This window comes from Bacteroides sp. An51A (assembly GCF_002161565.1).
GTDB classification, from domain to species: domain Bacteria; phylum Bacteroidota; class Bacteroidia; order Bacteroidales; family Bacteroidaceae; genus Phocaeicola; species Phocaeicola intestinalis.
In genome coordinates this window covers 153,882-171,857 of record NZ_NFIC01000004.1, presented here as the reverse complement: position 1 = coordinate 171,857, position 17,976 = coordinate 153,882, and the positions used below count along the sequence as shown (strand labels likewise).

General features: G+C 45.0%; 14 protein-coding genes. 8 read left to right on the top strand and 6 right to left on the bottom strand.

Features of this window, described 5'->3' with window-relative positions; all coding sequences use genetic code 11:
• The 3 genes from B5G04_RS09030 to B5G04_RS09020 all read right to left on the bottom strand — a co-directional run bounded on the left by B5G04_RS09030 (position 1) and on the right by B5G04_RS09020 (position 2,122).
• Positions 1–834 carry a TonB family protein gene (locus B5G04_RS09030; protein WP_022041310.1) on the bottom strand — a complete coding sequence of 278 codons (834 nt, stop codon included), beginning with the start codon at positions 832–834 and terminating at the stop codon, positions 1–3.
• 144 nt (positions 835–978) lie between these two features.
• The gene (locus B5G04_RS09025; RefSeq protein WP_022041311.1) at positions 979–1,395 is read right to left on the bottom strand and encodes a biopolymer transporter ExbD; all 417 of its coding nucleotides are present in this window, start codon (positions 1,393–1,395) and stop codon (positions 979–981) included.
• 4 nt (positions 1,396–1,399) lie between these two features.
• Positions 1,400–2,122, bottom strand: a complete 723-nt coding sequence (locus B5G04_RS09020; protein ID WP_022041312.1) for a MotA/TolQ/ExbB proton channel family protein — start codon at positions 2,120–2,122, stop codon at positions 1,400–1,402.
• Positions 2,123–2,240: 118 nt separating this feature from the next.
• On the opposite strand from B5G04_RS09020, the gene B5G04_RS09015 reads away from it, so the two are divergent.
• Both B5G04_RS09015 and B5G04_RS09010 read left to right on the top strand, forming a co-directional pair.
• A complete protein-coding gene (locus B5G04_RS09015) occupies positions 2,241–3,128 on the top strand; it encodes an NAD kinase (RefSeq protein WP_087207251.1) in 888 nt (295 codons plus the stop codon).
• A 71-nt stretch (positions 3,129–3,199) separates the two neighbouring features.
• Positions 3,200–6,106: a M16 family metallopeptidase gene (locus B5G04_RS09010; protein WP_087207253.1), complete on the top strand. Its 2,907-nt coding sequence runs from the start codon at positions 3,200–3,202 to the stop codon at positions 6,104–6,106.
• Positions 6,107–6,191: 85 nt separating this feature from the next.
• On the opposite strand, the gene B5G04_RS09005 is transcribed toward B5G04_RS09010, so the two are convergent.
• Entirely contained in the window at positions 6,192–6,869 is a 678-nt protein-coding gene (locus B5G04_RS09005) for a hypothetical protein (protein ID WP_143270452.1), read from the bottom strand.
• Between the two features lie 112 nt (positions 6,870–6,981).
• Here B5G04_RS09005 and B5G04_RS09000 point away from each other — a divergent pair, with 112 nt between their 5' ends.
• The 5 genes from B5G04_RS09000 (at position 6,982) to B5G04_RS08980 (ending at position 14,849) form a co-directional block, all read left to right on the top strand.
• Positions 6,982–7,473, top strand: a complete 492-nt coding sequence (locus tag B5G04_RS09000) for a GNAT family N-acetyltransferase (RefSeq protein ID WP_022041316.1) — start codon at positions 6,982–6,984, stop codon at positions 7,471–7,473.
• Between the two features lie 511 nt (positions 7,474–7,984).
• On the top strand, positions 7,985–9,250 hold the full coding sequence (gene hflX, locus B5G04_RS08995) for a GTPase HflX (protein ID WP_022041317.1): 1,266 nt from the start codon (positions 7,985–7,987) through the stop codon (positions 9,248–9,250).
• Positions 9,247–11,250 (top strand): DUF4954 family protein, encoded by a 2,004-nt coding sequence (locus B5G04_RS08990; RefSeq protein WP_087396902.1) that lies wholly within the window; start codon positions 9,247–9,249, stop codon positions 11,248–11,250. The genes hflX and B5G04_RS08990 overlap by 4 nt, the downstream gene beginning before the upstream one ends.
• A gap of 30 nt (positions 11,251–11,280) precedes the next feature.
• On the top strand, positions 11,281–13,053 hold the full coding sequence (locus B5G04_RS08985; protein ID WP_087397090.1) for a TlpA disulfide reductase family protein: 1,773 nt from the start codon (positions 11,281–11,283) through the stop codon (positions 13,051–13,053).
• 149 nt (positions 13,054–13,202) lie between these two features.
• A complete protein-coding gene (locus B5G04_RS08980; protein WP_022041320.1) occupies positions 13,203–14,849 on the top strand; it encodes a fumarate hydratase in 1,647 nt (548 codons plus the stop codon).
• 123 nt (positions 14,850–14,972) lie between these two features.
• On the opposite strand, the gene B5G04_RS19790 is transcribed toward B5G04_RS08980, so the two are convergent.
• Together B5G04_RS19790 and recQ are read right to left on the bottom strand one after the other, a co-directional pair.
• Positions 14,973–15,143 (bottom strand): hypothetical protein, encoded by a 171-nt coding sequence (locus tag B5G04_RS19790; RefSeq protein ID WP_158098033.1) that lies wholly within the window; start codon positions 15,141–15,143, stop codon positions 14,973–14,975.
• A 35-nt stretch (positions 15,144–15,178) separates the two neighbouring features.
• A complete protein-coding gene (gene recQ, locus B5G04_RS08975; RefSeq protein WP_087247681.1) occupies positions 15,179–16,996 on the bottom strand; it encodes a DNA helicase RecQ in 1,818 nt (605 codons plus the stop codon).
• A 506-nt stretch (positions 16,997–17,502) separates the two neighbouring features.
• Here recQ and B5G04_RS08965 point away from each other — a divergent pair.
• Positions 17,503–17,973 carry a helix-turn-helix domain-containing protein gene (locus B5G04_RS08965; RefSeq protein WP_022041322.1) on the top strand — a complete coding sequence of 157 codons (471 nt, stop codon included), beginning with the start codon at positions 17,503–17,505 and terminating at the stop codon, positions 17,971–17,973.
• Positions 17,974–17,976: the final 3 nt, after the last annotated feature.

Below are 17,976 nucleotides of genomic sequence, written 5' to 3'. Positions count from 1 at the left end.
TTATTTCAATTTAAAGTAATAAGTTATTGTTCCTGACTGATTATTTACACCGTCTACCCGGTTGAATTGTGCCCGTCGTGCAGCTTCTTCCGCGGCACGGCGTAAAGTAGGATTTACAGTATTGGTACGCTTGTTGATTTGTGTACTGATAACCTTTCCTGCCGGGTTAACGACTATTGTAACCACTACACGTCCTTCGTCCTGTACATTGTAAGCCGGTAAAGGCAATCCTTCAGTCCCCAGTGACCGGCCGTTTAAATCGAATACTCCTGAGGCACCTACGCCCGAAGTCTTTCCTTCTTTTCCATTCCCTGTAGGGCTTCCTTGCATTCCTTCACCACTACCATTGCCGGTACTTCCCATCTTGGAGCCTTTTCCGAAAGCTCCGGCCACTTTACTGGAAGCCGCCTGTGCCGCAGCGCGTTCTGCTTCGGCACGCTTCTCTGCTTCGGTTTTTTCTTTCGGCTTTGGATGTTCTGTAGTTTTTTTGGGTTTTACGTCAGATGTTTCTTTTTGTTTCTGCTCCTGACGGGGCTCTTCCTTTTTCACTTGCAAGGAAGGCTCATCGGCTTGGGTTATCAACGGAGAGTCATCTCCACCATCAGGTAAAGATGCTTCCTGTTCTGCTGTTTCGGGCTGCGGCAACAAGTCTACCTCTGTCAGGGTATAAGGGTCGGCATCTCCTTCTCCTGTCTCAGTATTGCCCAGCATAACGGGCACTCCTCCCTCTTCTTGTTTGGGAGGAAGCGTCAGCACGTACAGGTACAAGAATACAAGGATTGCCACGTGCAACACCACTGTTCCTATAAGTCCGATTAACTTGCTTCGTTTCACGATTCTGTTGTTTTAAGTTGACAAGTTTGACGAGTTGACAAGTTAACAAGTTGACGGGTTGGCAAAGTCTTAAATACCTTAGTAAAGCCGTTCAAACCTTGTCACCATGTTGCCTTGTCACCTTGTCGCCTTGTTTCCTGTAATTCATTCTTTATCTGGTCTCCGTGTAGCGAGCACCATTTTGTAATGATTTTCATTAGCAATGTTCAATACCCGTACAATTTCACGGTAAGGGATTGATTCATCGGCATACAAAGCCACATACATATCCGGTTCTTTAGAAGCACATTCTTGCAAAAACGAAGGTACCTCATCAAGTGATAAAGGCATTTCGTCATCATTGCCGAATGCTCCGTAATAATTCAGATCCTTGTCGATAATCACCCGTACCATCGGTTTTGCCGAAGTCTGCTCAGATCCTTGAGGCAACAAGACCTTAATAGCATTGGGTGATACCATCGTAGAAGTAATCATAAAAAATATCAGCAACAGGAAGATAAGGTCGGTCATGGATGACATACTGAAGCTGGGTGATATTTTCTGTCTTCTTTTCAGTGCCATAAGCCTATCGGTTTTCGTCGGGTTCGTTCAATAGATCCATAAAGGCCATCGTGCGGGCTTCCATCTGACTGACCACTTTGTCTACCCGATAGACCAAATGATTGTAGGCAAACATCGCTGCAATACCCACAATCAGACCTCCTACTGTAGTAATCATTGCTTCGTAGATACCGCCTGACAGCAGAGTGATATCAATGTTATTACCAGCATTAGCCATATTCCAGAATGCACGTACCATACCTGTTACTGTTCCTAAAAAGCCTAACATCGGAGCCCCACTCGACACGGTAGCAATAATCGCCAGGCCATTTTCCAGTTTGGCTACTTCGATGTTGCCTGTATTTTCGATAGCTGCCTGTACATCCGAAACCGGACGTCCCATGCGCGTAATACCTTTTTCTATCATCCGTGCCGAAGGTGTGTTTACCATCCGGCAATAGTTGATTGCAGATTTTATTTCACCGGTTTTGATATAATCCCGGATACGGTCCATAAACAATGGGTCGTCTTTTGATGCCTTTCGGATAGCAAAAGCCCGCTCGAAAAATACATAGAAGGCTATTACCGACATCACTGCCAATACAATCATTATCCATCCGCCTTTGCAGGCCATATCCCATAAATTCATTTCCGGTTCTCCCGATGCAACTGGGGTAAGTACCGGATTCGCTCCCGCCAATGTGTCTGCAACGGCTTGTGCCGCCGCCAACAATGTCATAGTTACCATAATATTAATTGTTTTCAATTTATTTTTCTATCTTTGCGTCAACAAAGTGCAAAGTTAGCAGAAAATACGGACAACCTGCTTACTTTACTGAATAAAGATTGATAAAAAGCTACAAGATATGCAACGGACTCTTAGATTCGCCCTTTTCGGGAATACATACCAAGAGCATAAATCGGCACATGTCACACACCTGCTCGACATTTTACGGAGCAAAAAAGCCGAAATATGCATCAGTAATGACTTTTTCGATTTTCTCAAGCAACATACAAAAGCCAATCTGAAAGGCCTGCAGGTATTTCAAGGAAATGATTTCAATGCCGATATGGTGCTTAGTATCGGAGGTGATGGGACTTTTCTGCGTGCGGCAAGCCGGGTAGGTAAAAAAGAAATCCCTATTTTGGGAATCAACACCGGAAGGCTGGGGTTTCTTGCCGATGTATCACCCGACCAGATGGAGGAAGCCTTCGATGAAATCTATGCAGGGAAATACCTTGCCGAACCACGAAGAGTATTGCAGCTCCATACTGACAATTATGTCCTGAAAGGGTATCCTTTCGGCTTAAACGAAATTGCCGTACTTAAACAAGACAGTTCGTCAATGATTACCATACACGCTTATATCAATAATGAACTGTTATGTACCTATCAGGCAGATGGGCTGGTCGTAGCTACTCCTACCGGCTCTACCGGATATTCTCTCAGCGTGGGAGGCCCTATTCTTGTTCCACAAAGCGGTACCATCAGTCTTACAGCCGTAGCTCCGCATAGTTTGAATATCCGCCCCATTGTGATACGTGACGAGTGGGAAATCATACTCGATGTGGAAAGCCGGAACCATAACTTCCTTATTTCGGTAGACGGACGGAGTGAAACTTGTCGTGAGGGCACCCGTTTGCGTATTCGTCGTGCCGACTATTTCGTACGCATTGTCAAACGGTGTCATCATTCATTTTTCAACACACTTCGGGAAAAGATGATGTGGGGAGTGGACAGCAGAAACATTTAGAAACTATTTTGAAGAAATCCGAAACAGTTTCTTAAAATCAAAGCAAACAGAACTATTAAATCTATTTAAGTATGAACAAATTCAAATCAGTGCTTGGGGTATTCCTGCTTGCCTTCGGGCTGCCTATTATGGCAAAGGAATACCAGTATCAGACTGTGGAAGGCGATCTGATGAATGCCCGTATCTATACTTTGGACAACGGGCTGAAAGTCTATCTGTCGGTCAACGACGAGAAACCACGTATTCAAACCTACATTGCCGTACGTACAGGAAGCCGGAATGATCCGCCTGAAACCACGGGACTTGCCCATTACCTGGAACATCTGATGTTCAAGGGAACCCGCCAATTCGGCACTTCTGACATAGATAAAGAAGCTCCTCTTCTTGATGCTATAGAAAAACATTTCGAAGTATACCGAACCTTGAAAGACCCGGATCAGCGCCGTGCATATTACCACGAGATAGACAGTATCTCACAACTTGCAGCCCGGTACTTTATTCCCAACGAATATGATAAGCTGATGTCTGCCATTGGAGCCGTGGGGACTAATGCCTATACCAGCAACGATGTGACTTGTTACATAGAAGACATTCCGGCAAATGAAGTGGAAAACTGGGCGCGTATTCAGGCAGACCGTTTCCAGAATATGGTTATCCGTGGATTTCATACAGAGCTGGAAGCTGTATACGAAGAGTATAACATAGGTTTGGGAAGTGACACGGATAAATTGTTCAATGCACTGATGGCCCTGCTCTTTCCGGGGCATCCTTATGGGACGCAAACCACTATCGGTACACAAGAGCATCTGAAAAATCCTTCAATCACAAACATCAAGAACTATTTCCGCCGTTACTATGTGCCCAATAACGTAGCTATCTGTATGGCGGGAGACTTCGACCCCGATCAGGTAATCGCTACTCTTGATAAATATTTCGGTACTTGGCAGCCTAATCCGTCCCTTTCTCAACCCCAGTATGCCCCGATACCCGACCGCACTATGCCGAAAGATACAACAGTTGTAGGACAAGAAGCCGAACGCGTCTATATGGCATGGAAGTTTGATAAGGCTGCTTCGTTTCAAAACGACACTCTTGATGTAATAGCTGACATGCTCAGTAATGGCAAGGCAGGATTGATGGACCTCAACCTCGACCAGCAGATGAAATGGCTGGGAGGAGGTGCCTTTACCCTTCCGCTTGCCGAGTATTCAGGCTTTGTCGTAGCCGGATTTCCCAAGGAAGGACAATCGCTTGATGAAGTAAAAGCTTTACTCCTTGATGAAATCGGCAAGCTGAAGAAAGGCGACTTCGATGAAGACTTGATTCAAGCCGTGGTGAACAATAAAAAACTTTCTTTCTATACTACCCTTGAAAGCAACGAAGGACGTGCTGACCTGTTTGTCAACGCATTTATCAACCACCAGAAATGGAGTGATGTGACTGGTAAAATGGATCGCATCTCGAAAATAACCAAACAACAGATAATCGATTTTGCCAACCGTCATTTCCGTGACAATTATGTAACTGTGTACAAACGTATCGGAAACGATTCTACTATCAAGAAAATAGACAAACCGCAAATCACGCCCATTCCTACCAACCGGGATATGCAAAGTGCATTCGTGACTGAGATTGTAAATGCGGAAACAGCACCGATACAGCCCAAATTTGTCAACTTCGACAAAGACCTGACCAAAGGAATGACGTCTAATGGCTTGCCTGTACTCTATGTGAAGAATAATGAAAACGGACGTTTTTCACTTAATTATTATTTCGATTGTGGAGAAGAATGGAACAAATGGTTGCCTTATGCTGCCGATTACCTGGATTACCTGGGGACCGACAAGCTAAGTGCCGAACAACTCAAACAGAAATTTTATCAACTGGCATGTGACTTCGATATCAGCATAGGTTCTAAAAAAAGCAGCATCGCTTTGCGTGGCCTTTCCGAAAACATGACAAAAGCCATGGCGTTGATGGAAGACTTCATCGCTCATGCACAGGTGGATACAGCAGCATTTACCCAGTATGCGGCTCTGGAGATGAAAGGACGTGCCGACAATAAACTCGACCAGCAGAATAATTTCAGTGCACTTCAGGCATACAGTGTATATGGTGCCTACAATCCGGTACGTAACATCCCTTCTGCACAGGAGTTTGAACAAATCGACCCGCAAGAACTGGTTGACTTGATTCGAAACCTCAGCAACTACAAACATACTGTGCTTTATTACGGTCCGATGAATCTTGACGAGGTGACTGTATCCGTTGACCGCTATCATAAAACCGCAGCAATCCTTGCTGATGCTCCCGTTGGAAAGCCTTACACATTGCAGCCGACTCCGGCTAACGAAGTTTTCATTGCTCCATACGATGCGAAAAACATCTATATGATGCAATATCATAACGAGAACCATCCGTGGAATGCTGACCGGCAACCTGTCATCGCGTTGTTTAATGAATATTTCGGAGGTGGCATGAACACAATCGTATTCCAGGAATTACGCGAAGCACGCGGGCTGGCCTATAGCGCAGGAGCCAGCTATGTTACTCCTGCTTATAAGGATAAACCTGAATATGCCACGACATTCATCATTTCGCAAAATGATAAGATGATGGACTGCATACGCACATTCAATCAGATTATCGATACAATACCGCAAGCAGGTAAGGCATTCGACCTTGCCAAGCAGGCACTTCTGAAACGTCTTGCTACTGCGCGTACCACCAAGATGAATATCATCAATGCTTACCTCAACGCCACAGACAAGGGCATCGACTATGATATCAATGAAAAGATTTACAATACCGTTCCTTCGCTCACAATGGATGACATAGTCCGTTTCGAACAGGAAACGATGGCAGGCAAACCTTACCGCTACATCATTCTGGGGAACGAAAAAGAACTGGATATCAAATCACTTGAGAAAATCGGTCCTGTCAAACGTCTGACTACCGAAGAAATCTTCGGATACTGATGAGAATATCATTCCGCGCAAGGCATTCTCTGTATACTTTGCGCGGAATGCACCATTTCATATCGTGCATGGTATAAACAGGCTCTCAGTTTCCAAACACAAACCGGTAGTACTGTTCTTTGCTTTCTATTGTATATAAAACTTCCCAACCATCCAAGGGCGTTTCGTACACCCGTCTGTATAATTCCAATTCGTGTTGTAAAAGCTGGAAGTTATCATACAGCAAAGAAAGATTCAATGCTTTCATTACACGGATTGCCGAATATTGCATAGTGTCACGCTGCTCTTTAGCATAATGTCGCAATGTCAGTTCATAAATCGAATCTGCTTTCCGGAAATCATGCTTTGCCGTGTCGCGGAAGCCTGCCCTGTCTTCCAGGACAGCCTTCAAACTCCACATATCTGCAGCTATAGAGTCGGGCACATTGGTTGCCATCTTCCGCAAAAGCAATAATATCTCGTCTGGTTTCCAGCTGCGCACCAGGTAGACCAATTTCGTCAGATATACCTTTTTCAGTGCCGGACACATCAGCATTGCGTTGTCCAGTTTCTTCCTGATTGCTGAGTCGTATCGGCATATGGCCGGATGAGTACGATTTACAGCGGCCAACCAGAAAGCCGAGTCTGCACGCATCAGGCTGTCTGCTTCCATTAACAGGCGTTCTGCCATCTCCTGTCGGGGTAATACAGGTTGTTGTTTTCTCCCGCATGAAAGCACGGAAAGTAAAATAAACCCTAATATCAGGTTCCGGAATGTCTTCATAAGCATTATTCTCTTTTCTGTACAAAAATAAATAAAAAGCACTACCTTTGCATAGAAAAAGAGAAGATTTATCGCTTTCTTTATATAATCAGCAATAAACAATAACCTACAGATGAGAAAAGTTACCCTTCAAGATGCACGTGCCATAGCCGGCATTTATAATTATTATATCGAGCATACTACCTCTACTTTCGAACTGGAACCTGTAAGCGAGGAAGAAATACGCAATCGCATTCTCTCCATCTCTTCCCGTTATCCCTATTATGTCGAAGAGTCTGGCGGGCAAGTCACAGGATATTGTTATGCCCATCTGTGGAAAGAAAGGGCAGCCTATGCCCGTACCCTCGAAACTACGGTTTATGTTGCTCCGGGTGAAGAGCGCAAAGGCATCGGCACACGCCTGATGAACCGTCTTATTGACGACTGCAGACAAGCCGGCATTCACTCGCTGATAGCTTGTATTACAGCCGACAATCATCCCAGTCTTCTCCTGCACGAGCATCTGGGTTTCGTACAGGTATCACGTTTTCAGGAGGTCGGATTTAAGTTCGGTCGCTGGCTTGATATTGTCGATTGTCAGTTGTTGCTCTCTGCAGAGGAATAATCGGGCATAGGCCGGTAATGCTGGCACTTATACCGCGCAAAGTATAAACTGTATTTTATCATATTCAGATGATTTAAAAGGCTGTTGTTATTTTCTTCTTTTCTCAACTCAGATAGCTTCGTCTGGTGTAAGATTAATAATCTTCCGCTTGTAAGATTAATAATCTTGCAGCCTGAAGATTAATAATCTTACAGCGGATGAACCTATATGCGTTTGCCGACGCACCTCTATCCGCAGGCTTCTGCAACCGGCTGCATCTTGCAATGATACTATCCGGAAAGGCGGTAGTCAGTAGGCATTGGTTCGAATATTTACGAAATTTCGTCAGGCAATAAACTGTTTTGAATTTATCGTGCACACACGAAACGAACACATCAAGCCAAGAAAAACTTTTTGTAGAAATTCAAAACAGTTTCTAAAATAAAAGAATTTTGTCTTGATAAGGTTCCGTCAGTACTTTGTTTATATAGAAAATCTCTTTATATTTGCGTTGATTGAAATAAGAAGCTGGATGAAAGAATTTGTAATATCTGAAGCACAGACCGAAAAGGCTGTGCTGGTGGGTTTGATAACCCAGTCGCAAGACGAGCGAAAAACCAATGAATACCTGGACGAACTGGCTTTTCTTGCCGAAACGGCAGGTGCGGAAGTGGTAAAACGTTTCACGCAGAAGCTAGACACGCCCAATTCGGTAACTTACGTTGGAAAAGGAAAACTACAGGAAATACAGGCGTATTTGCAAGAACAGAACGAAAACGAAGAGACCGAAATCGGGATGGTCATATTCGATGACGAGTTGTCTGCCAAACAGATAAGGAATATCGAGAATGAATTGAAAGTGAAAATCTTGGACCGCACTTCGCTGATTCTGGATATCTTTGCTATGCGGGCGCAGACAGCCAATGCCAAGACACAGGTGGAACTGGCACAATACAAATATATGCTTCCACGCCTGCAACGGTTATGGACACACTTGGAACGCCAGGGGGGTGGTTCCGGTGCAGGAGGAGGTAAAGGCTCGGTAGGGCTGCGCGGACCGGGTGAAACGCAGCTGGAAATGGACCGCCGTATCATCTTGAACCGTATGTCGCTGCTGAAACAGCGTCTGGCGGAGATTGATACACAGAAGTCTACCCAGCGCAAGAACCGCGGCAGGCTGATTCGGGTCGCGTTGGTAGGATATACCAACGTGGGTAAATCTACGCTGATGAACCTGCTTGCCAAGAGTGAAGTGTTTGCCGAAAACAAACTTTTTGCAACGCTGGACACGACTGTGCGCAAAGTGATTATTGATAATTTGCCTTTCTTGCTTTCGGATACCGTAGGGTTTATCCGTAAATTGCCTACCGATTTGGTCGATTCGTTCAAGTCGACGTTGGATGAAGTGCGCGAAGCCGACTTGCTGGTACATGTGGTGGATATCTCGCATCCCGACTTCGAGGAACAGATACAGGTGGTGGACAAGACGATAGCCGAACTGGGGGCAGGCGGTAAGCCTACGATGATTGTGTTCAACAAGATAGATGCCTATACGTATGTACAGAAAGCCGAAGACGACCTGACCCCGAAAACCAAGGAGAATATTACACTGGATGAACTGATGCATACCTGGATGGCAAAACTGAATGATAACTGTATTTTCATTTCTGCCAGAAACAAGACCAATCTGGAGGAGTTGAAGAAAATATTATATAACAAGGTAAGGGAACTGCATGTGCAGAAGTATCCGTACAATGATTTTCTTTACCAGACTTACGATGAGGAGAGCAGCTTATGAATACCTATCGTTCGCTGACAAAAGAAGAAATCGGCAGGCTGGAAGTACAGGCTTGTACAGCTGCTGACTGGAACGAGGTGCAGGTGGCGGAAAGATTTACTACCGCACATGTACATCACGCCCGTTTCTCGGGGAAGATACGCCTGGGAGTGTTCGAGGGTGAGTTCCAGTTGGCTGGAGGGGTACGCAAGCATGCCGGACTGTCGTACGTGGTATTGCACAATGTAACGGTAGGCGACAATTGCCTGATAGAGAACGTAAAGAATTATATAGCCAATTATGATATCGGAGAATCGACGTTTATCGAGAATGTCGACATCATTTTGGTGGACAAGAAATCGCGCTTCGGCAATGGCGTGGAGGTTTCTGTACTGAATGAAACTGGAGGGCGTGAGGTGGTGATACACGACCATCTTTCCGCACATCAGGCATATATTATGGCATTGTACCGGCACCGGCCGTTGTTGATAGAGCGTATGAAAGCGGTAATAGAGGGATACGCTGAAGAACATGCCTCCGAGCGGGGAACCATCGGAAACCATGTGACAATTGTCAATGCTGGGTACATTAAGAATGTACGTATCGGTGATTGTTGTGAAATAGAAGGGGCCGGGCGGTTGAAAAATGGTTCCATCAATAGCAATGCTGTTGACCCGGTACATATCGGATATGGTGTGGTATGTGATGATTTCATCGTGTCGAGCGGTGCCCACATCGAAGACGGTACGATGATAACCCGTTGTTTTGTGGGGCAAGCCTGCCGGATGGGGCACAACTATTCGGCATCCGACTCACTTTTCTTCAGCAATTGTCAAGAAGAAAACGGCGAAGCATGTGCCATTTTTGCCGGACCGTTTACGGTGACACATCATAAGTCGACCCTGTTGATAGCAGGAATGTTTTCGTTTATGAATGCAGGCTCTGGGTCTAACCAGAGCAATCACATGTATAAGCTGGGACCGATTCACCAAGGTGCTTTGGAGCGTGGTGCAAAAACCACTTCCGATTCGTATGTCTTGTGGCCGGCACGCATCGGAGCCTTTTCTTTGGTAATGGGTCGCCATGTCAATCATCCGGATACGTCCAATCTTCCTTTCTCTTATCTGATAGAGGACAAGAATACGACTTATCTGGTTCCTGGAGTTAACTTACGGAGTGTAGGAACCATTCGCGATGCGCAGAAGTGGCCGAAACGTGATTTGCGCAAAGACCCGATGAAGCTGGACCAGATTAATTACAACTTGCTCAGCCCGTACACCATTCAGAAAATGATGAAGGGGCGTGAAATCCTGAAAGAACTGGAAAGAGTATCGGGCGAAACATCGGAAACTTATGCATACCAAAGTGCCAAAATCAAGAACTCGGCCTTGAACAAGGGAATCAGGTTTTACGAAACTGCCATTCATAAGTTCTTGGGAAATTCGGTCATCAAGCGGCTTGAAAACATTCGTTTCCGGAGCGACGAGGAAATTCGTCAACGTCTTGTGCCCGATACATCCATAGGAAAGGGCGAATGGGTGGACGTCTCGGGACTGATAGCACCTAAGAGCGAGATAGAACGGGTGATGAGTGAAATCGAGGCTGGAACATTGTGCACGGTGAAGCAGATGCACGAGCGTTTTGCCGAAATGCATGCTTGTTATTATACGTATGAATGGACATGGGCTTACGAGAAAATGTTGGACTTTTATCATCTGGAGGCCGACAAGGTGACTGCCCGGGATATTGTGGCTATCGTACGGCAATGGCAAGAGTCTGTGGTGTGGCTGGACCGGATGGTATACGAAGATGCCCAAAAGGAGTTTTCATTGACTTCGATGACAGGCTTCGGTGCCGATGGAAGCAAGACGGAACAACAGCTCGACTTTGAACAAGTGAGGGGGGTGTTCGAAAGCAATCCGTTTGTAACGGCGGTTCTGGAACACATCAAGGTTAAGACAGCCTTGGGCAATGAATTGATTGACAGGCTCAAGGGGCTGTTGAATGAAAATGAAGCGTGATGTATGAATAAAGATAAGGAGGAGTGTATTATGAAAAAGTATGTCTGGATATTGTGTTTGTTGGGCTGTATTGCCTTGACGGCACAGGCTGAAAATTATCGGAAAAGAGATGTTACCAATCCCTGTTTTGTGACTGCTACCACGTCGAAGATAGAAATCAAGAAAATCATTCAGACCGATGAACAGACACAGGTAGATGCTGTTTTGTATGGCAGGCCGGGTGAAGTGGCGGTCATTTCATCGAATACCTGTTTGCGGAGTGGCAAGCAAGAGTTTCCTTTGCGCGAGGCTGCTCATGTGTCTATCGATGGGAAAACGGTTCCCGAACGGATTCCGGATTCTGGAAAAATGGATATTATCTTGTCGTTTGCTCCGATACCCCAGGGTATACATACAGTAGATTTTGTGGAAAAAGACGAGGGGTGGACCATCTATGGAGTACAGCTGACGGGAATAGAGCCGTATGTATACGTACCCAGTTTCTTACAGACTCGACGTTTCGAACAAAGCCGCACTTTGCCTCAACCTCAATTGAAATCGGGCAAGGCGGTTATCAACGGTTATATCTTGGGTTACAACCCCTCGATGGAATTGGAAGTTGTCTTTCGGCATTCCGACTGGTTGTTTTATAATGAGTGGGGGCAAACCGTGCGTATACGTCAGGATGGTTCTTTCCATATCGAAACCGACTTGTTGTTGGCAGGGGGAGCCAAATTGCAGATAAACAAAGCACAACTGGATATGTTCCTTGTGCCGGGCGAAGAAACTACGGTATATATCCATCTGCCTCGGTTGAGCATGTCGGCTTCCCACCTGTTGAAGGAAAAGTACGGACAACAGCAAAAGGCATGGTTCGATGGAAGTATGGCGAACCTGAATGATGAGTTGGCTACGTGGGGCTATCCGTTATCAATGGAAGAAGACCCGGATTTTAAGTTCATGGCTTCTGAGCAGTCGGCAGACAAGTTCAATGAATTCGTAAAAGGACATTACGACAGGTATGAGCGTAATTTACAGGATGATAAAAAAGTGGGAGAAGCTTATCGTCAGTATGTCTTGTTGAACTTGAAAATGAATGAACTGGTAGTACTGGGGAAAAAAGGAGCGATGCCGGGTATCGTGAAGTCGCCCTATTTCCGTTACGGATACGACTATACCACATACCTGGAATATATGGAGCGCGATAAAGGACAGGTGGTAGACTTGTGGGAAGATGTGAAGAAAGCACGTGAGGTATATCAGAACTTTGTGAAAGAACATAGGTTCTCTTCCGATGACAAGGAGCTGATGAAAACCATAACTCAGCCTGAAATTCAGAAATATGTCAAGGAAAGGGCTGAGGCTCTTGAAGCGCAAGCTGCTTTGGCACAATCGAACAAGAGTTTTGTGATAGCCGAACTGGACAAGAATGTATCGGGGGCGGATATTCTGCCGTCTATCATTTCTTCTTACCGGGGACAAGCTGTCTTGATAGACTTTTGGGCAACATGGTGCGGACCGTGCCGGAAGAGCATGTTTGCCATTCGCGATTTAAAGAAAAAACTGGCATCGAAAGATATCGTGTATATCTATCTGACCGGACCTTCTTCACCTGAAGCTGAGTGGAAGACGGCTATTACGGATATCAAAGGAGTACATTATCGCCTGAAAAAAGAACAATGGGATTACCTGTGTCAGACGTATGGCATAAAAGCCATACCGGGTTATCTGGTAATCAGCTATGATGGCAAGCTGCAAGACCAATACACCGGTTTCCCAGGAACCGATGTGCTGATGAAAGACTTGCTTCGGGCAAGCGAGTGAATTTCAGAAACTCTTTTGAAAACGGAAACATCAAGACGAGAAAAACTTTTTGTAGAAACTTGAAAAACTCGTTTATTTAAGGAAATATTTCAATAATACTTTGTAACTTTGCTCACACGTAATAACTAACAATTAATATCTTATCGATTATGGCAACAACTCCAGAATTCAAGTATCAGCCGATGTTCGAAAAAGGTAAGGATACTACTGAATACTATCTGCTTACAAAAGATTATGTTTCTGTAAGCGAGTTTGAGGGAAAACCTGTTCTGAAAGTGGAAAAGGAAGGTCTGACAGCTATGGCAAATGCCGCTTTCCACGATGTTTCATTTATGTTGCGCCGTTCACACAACGAGCAAGTGGCAAAAATCTTGCACGACCCCGAGGCAAGCGAAAACGACAAGTATGTAGCACTGACATTCTTGCGCAATGCCGAAGTGGCAGCCAAAGGTGTATTGCCTTTCTGCCAGGATACCGGTACGGCAATCATTCACGGAGAAAAAGGCCAGCAGGTATGGACCGGTTATTGCGACGAAGAAGCATTGTCACTGGGAGTGTATAAGACTTATACCGAAAACAACTTGCGTTATTCGCAAAATGCGCCACTCAGCATGTATGAAGAAGTGAATACCCGTTGCAATCTTCCGGCGCAAATCGATATTGAGGCTACCGAAGGTATGGAATATGAATTCTTGTGCGTAACCAAAGGTGGAGGTTCTGCCAATAAAACCTATTTGTATCAGGAAACCAAGGCAATTCTGAATCCTGCTACGTTGGTTCCGTTCCTGGTAGAAAAGATGAAAACGCTGGGTACCGCGGCTTGTCCTCCTTATCATATCGCTTTTGTCATTGGCGGTACTTCTGCCGAAAAGAATTTGCTTACGGTGAAATTGGCTTCTACCCATTATTACGACAACCTGCCTACTACGGGCAATGAATACGGACGCGCTTTCCGCGATGTGGAGTTGGAAAAGAAAGTATTGGAAGAAGCTCATAATATTGGATTGGGTGCACAGTTCGGTGGTAAGTATTATGCACACGATATACGCATTATCCGTTTGCCTCGTCATGGTGCTTCTTGTCCGGTAGGCTTGGGAGTGTCTTGTTCGGCCGACCGTAACATCAAGTGTAAAATCAACAAAGACGGTATCTGGATTGAAAAGCTGGATTCGAATCCAGGCGAACTGATTCCGGAAGAATTGCGTCAGGCAGGAGAAGGAAATGCGGTTAAAATAGATTTGAACCGTCCGATGAAAGAAATTCTTGCCGAACTTGACAAATATCCGGTAGCAACCCGCCTGTCATTGAACGGTACGATTATCGTAGGACGTGATATCGCTCATGCCAAGTTGAAAGAACGTCTGGATAGAGGTGAAGACCTTCCGCAATACATCAAAGACCATCCGATTTATTATGCTGGTCCGGCAAAGACCCCGAAAGGAATGGCTTGTGGCTCAATGGGACCGACTACAGCAGGACGTATGGACCCGTATGTGGACTTGTTCCAGAGTCATGGAGGTAGTATGATTATGCTTGCTAAAGGAAACCGTAGCCAGGCTGTAACCGATGCCTGCAAGAAACACGGAGGTTTTTATTTGGGTTCTATCGGTGGTCCTGCTGCTATCCTGGCACAGAACAACATCAAGAGCATCGAGTGTGTGGAATATCCAGAACTGGGTATGGAAGCTATTTGGAAGATTGAAGTAGAAGACTTCCCGGCATTTATTCTGGTGGATAACAAGGGAAATGATTTCTTTAAACAAATCAAACCACGTTGTACCGGTAATTGCAAATAAGCTGCAGCTTTATACGCAATAAATAGAATGCGGAAGCACGGTGACACAAAGATTATCGTTAATCGGGTGTCGGAGTGCTTCCGCATTTTTTGTTTGGCAGTAGGGATAGAAATCGGGCTCTTATTAAGAAGCTGTTTTGAATTTCTCCAAAAAGTTTTTCTTGGCTTGATGTATCCGTTTTCGTGTGTGCTTTGGGCGATTTTTGGGTCCTTTTCGCTCCTGTTCTTCGTCAGATAGCCCGCTATCTTCCTCATCACAGAAGCGAAAATGCCTCAAAAACTCATCCCAAATCATCGCACGATAAATTCAAAACAGCTTCTAAAACGTTATCAGCTAAACCGTCGGATTACTTCGATAAATTCTTTCCCATAACGTTCTTTCTTGTATTCGCCAATGCCGCTTATTTCTCCAAAGGCATCGATGGTAGTAGGTCTGGAAGAGGCTAGCAAATGAAGTACCTTATCCGACAGGACAATGTAGGCAGGGATAGCCTGTTGGTCGGCAAGTTTTTTGCGAAGTGCCCGCAAGGCTTCGAACAGCTGGAGGTTTTCATCTTCAAACATTGTAGGTTCCGGTTGTACGGGAGTAATGTGTGACGCCGTTTTCTTCCTTTTACGCTTCTCGTGAGAGAGGAATTCTTCTCGTTTGATAACTACTAATTGTGCACGTTCGTGCCCGAACAATACTTTTTTTCCTGTCTCTGTTATTTTGAGATGATTTTTTTCGTTGTAGGCCACTTCAAAATATCCCAGGTTCAACATTTGTAACAGATAGTCTTGCCAGTCGCGTGCCGGTACATCTCGTCCGGCTCCATAGGTTTTCAGCTTGTCGTATCCGCGTTCGATGATATCTGCTGTTGCAGCCCCTTTCAGTATGTCTATTAAGGTACTTGTACCCACCTGTTGGTCAGTACGGGCTATGGCGCTTAGTGCCTTTTGCACCAAGATGGTTCCGTCGAAACGCTGAGGAGGATTGCGGCATACATCACAATTTCCACAATCGTGGTCCATGCTTTCGCCGAAATAGTTCAGCAGAATACGCCGGCGGCAAATGTCCGCTTCGGCATACTGTTGCATACGTTTCAATTTTTCCATGTTCAACTCTTGTTGTCCGCTTTCTGAGGCAAAACGTGAAAGTAGCACAATGTCTGCTAAAGAATAAAACAGTAAAGTGTCACTGGGCAGTCCGTCACGTCCGGCACGTCCTATTTCCTGATAAAAACTTTCGATACTTTTCGGAAGATTGTAATGGATGACCCAGCGTACGTTTGATTTGTCAATGCCCATTCCGAATGCAATGGTAGCGCATACCACCTGTATACGGTCGTTGATGAAATCCTCTTGAGCCGCATCGCGTGTAGCTGCACTCAATCCGGCATGGTAGACAGTAGTGGATATGCCGTATCCTTCCAAGATTTCTGCTACTTTTTCAGTTGTGTTCCGGCTCATGCAATAGATGATGCCGCTTTCTCCGGCATGGCGGCTGATGAAGTCTACGATGGTACGTATCTTCTCTTTCTGCTGATAGCCCCGTTTTACGTCAAGACTTAGGTTCGGACGGTCGAAAGATGATATGAATATCTGTGGGTCACGCATTGCCAGTTGCTTCACGATGTCTTGCCGTGTTATTTTGTCGGCAGTAGCAGTCAGTGCTACCACAGGTATTTGCGGAAATTGTTCACGCAATGTTTTCAGTTGGGTATATTCAGGACGGAAATCATGTCCCCACTGTGAAATGCAGTGGGCTTCATCAATGGCGAAAAGTGAGATACGGATGTCTTTCAGCAGGTAGTTGATTTCCGTCAACAGCCGTTCGGGAGAGATGTAGAGCAGCTTTACCCTGCCTTGCCGGCACTCGAAACGGATATTGGCATTGCTGGTTTCATCGTTGGTGCTATTCAAGGCACGTGCAATGATACCGTTGTTCTGTAAGGCTTCTACCTGGTCTTTCATCAAGGAGATTAGCGGAGAGACTACGATGGCGGTTCCTTCCATCAGCAATGCCGGTATCTGGTAGCAGAGTGATTTACCGCCGCCGGTAGGCATCAGTACCAAGGTATCTTTTTTTTGCAGGATGCAGTTGATGATATCTTCTTGCAACGGTCGGAAACTGGTATATCCGAAATAAGATTTGAGTGTCTTAAGCATTTCTGTATTCATATCAGGGTACAAAGTTAAGCGAATTTGAAGTCGGAATGCGCGGAATTGCTGATTATTTTTTCACTTTCATGTTTACAAGCCGTTTTTCCGGTGTGTCGGATAGGAACATCATGAATAGCAAAAAATCATTTGTCATTGGTAACGAAGTAAAGTATCCCGGAAACGTTCACATGGATGTACACGAGATTTTTCACAACCTTTCCTTAGATGGCAAGACCTCAGAGTTTTTTTGCAAGTCAATTTGGTACTACTAGAAAGGTCAATAGTCCTGCTTCTGAAACCGAACCCCGAAGTATTAGCTTCTAACTTCCAGCTGCCCGGCGGGCGATAACTTCTTCTGACTCCCTTTTTACTCCCGATTGGCATAAATAAATAAAAAAAATGGCATAATTCAAAAATAAGCAGCTAAATATGTTGTAGAATAGAAAAAAACTTACGTAATTTGTATAATTGCAACTATTCAATAAAATTACACTTATTATTTTAAAAGACAGATGAGGGAAAATAATCAACTAGAAGAAGTAGAACGTAAAGAAGAAGTCTCCGTGAGGAAGCCTTACAATGTGCGTGAACGCAAGATTAAGGAAGCTGCCTATCGCGATATGATCCGGGCAGAACTTGCGGATGAATTGTATGATAAGGTTCTGAATATTTTGGTCGTACAGAAAAAGTACAAAGACCCCAATTATTCGGCAAAAGACTTGGCAAAGGAATTAAAGACCAACACCCGTTATTTATCGGCAGTAATTAATTCCCGTTTTGGTATGAATTATTCGTGTCTGGTGAACGAATACCGGATTAAAGAAGCATTGCATTTGCTGGTAGACAAGCGCTATGCAGATAAAAATGTAGAAGAAATCAGCGCAATGGTAGGCTTTTCGAACCGGCAGTCGTTTTATGCAGCTTTTTATAAGAATACAGGAGAGACACCGAATGGCTACCGAAAACGTAAACGGGGAGTTTAAGAA

What these genes read in the sequence shown, in the direction of transcription:
- B5G04_RS19790 (WP_158098033.1), bottom strand. Translation starts at nt 15,143, where the DNA reads ATGATTTGGGATGAGTTTTTGAGGCATTTTCGCTTCTGTGATGAGGAA.
- B5G04_RS08985 (WP_087397090.1), top strand. Translation starts at nt 11,281, where the DNA reads ATGAAAAAGTATGTCTGGATATTGTGTTTGTTGGGCTGTATTGCCTTG.
- B5G04_RS09020 (WP_022041312.1), bottom strand. Translation starts at nt 2,122, where the DNA reads ATGGTAACTATGACATTGTTGGCGGCGGCACAAGCCGTTGCAGACACA.
- B5G04_RS09000 (WP_022041316.1), top strand. Translation starts at nt 6,982, where the DNA reads ATGAGAAAAGTTACCCTTCAAGATGCACGTGCCATAGCCGGCATTTAT.
- B5G04_RS08965 (WP_022041322.1), top strand. Translation starts at nt 17,503, where the DNA reads ATGAGGGAAAATAATCAACTAGAAGAAGTAGAACGTAAAGAAGAAGTC.
- B5G04_RS09010 (WP_087207253.1), top strand. Translation starts at nt 3,200, where the DNA reads ATGAACAAATTCAAATCAGTGCTTGGGGTATTCCTGCTTGCCTTCGGG.
- B5G04_RS08980 (WP_022041320.1), top strand. Translation starts at nt 13,203, where the DNA reads ATGGCAACAACTCCAGAATTCAAGTATCAGCCGATGTTCGAAAAAGGT.
- hflX (WP_022041317.1), top strand. Translation starts at nt 7,985, where the DNA reads ATGAAAGAATTTGTAATATCTGAAGCACAGACCGAAAAGGCTGTGCTG.
- B5G04_RS08990 (WP_087396902.1), top strand. Translation starts at nt 9,247, where the DNA reads ATGAATACCTATCGTTCGCTGACAAAAGAAGAAATCGGCAGGCTGGAA.
- B5G04_RS09005 (WP_143270452.1), bottom strand. Translation starts at nt 6,869, where the DNA reads ATGAAGACATTCCGGAACCTGATATTAGGGTTTATTTTACTTTCCGTG.
- recQ (WP_087247681.1), bottom strand. Translation starts at nt 16,996, where the DNA reads ATGCTTAAGACACTCAAATCTTATTTCGGATATACCAGTTTCCGACCG.
- B5G04_RS09025 (WP_022041311.1), bottom strand. Translation starts at nt 1,395, where the DNA reads ATGGCACTGAAAAGAAGACAGAAAATATCACCCAGCTTCAGTATGTCA.
- B5G04_RS09015 (WP_087207251.1), top strand. Translation starts at nt 2,241, where the DNA reads ATGCAACGGACTCTTAGATTCGCCCTTTTCGGGAATACATACCAAGAG.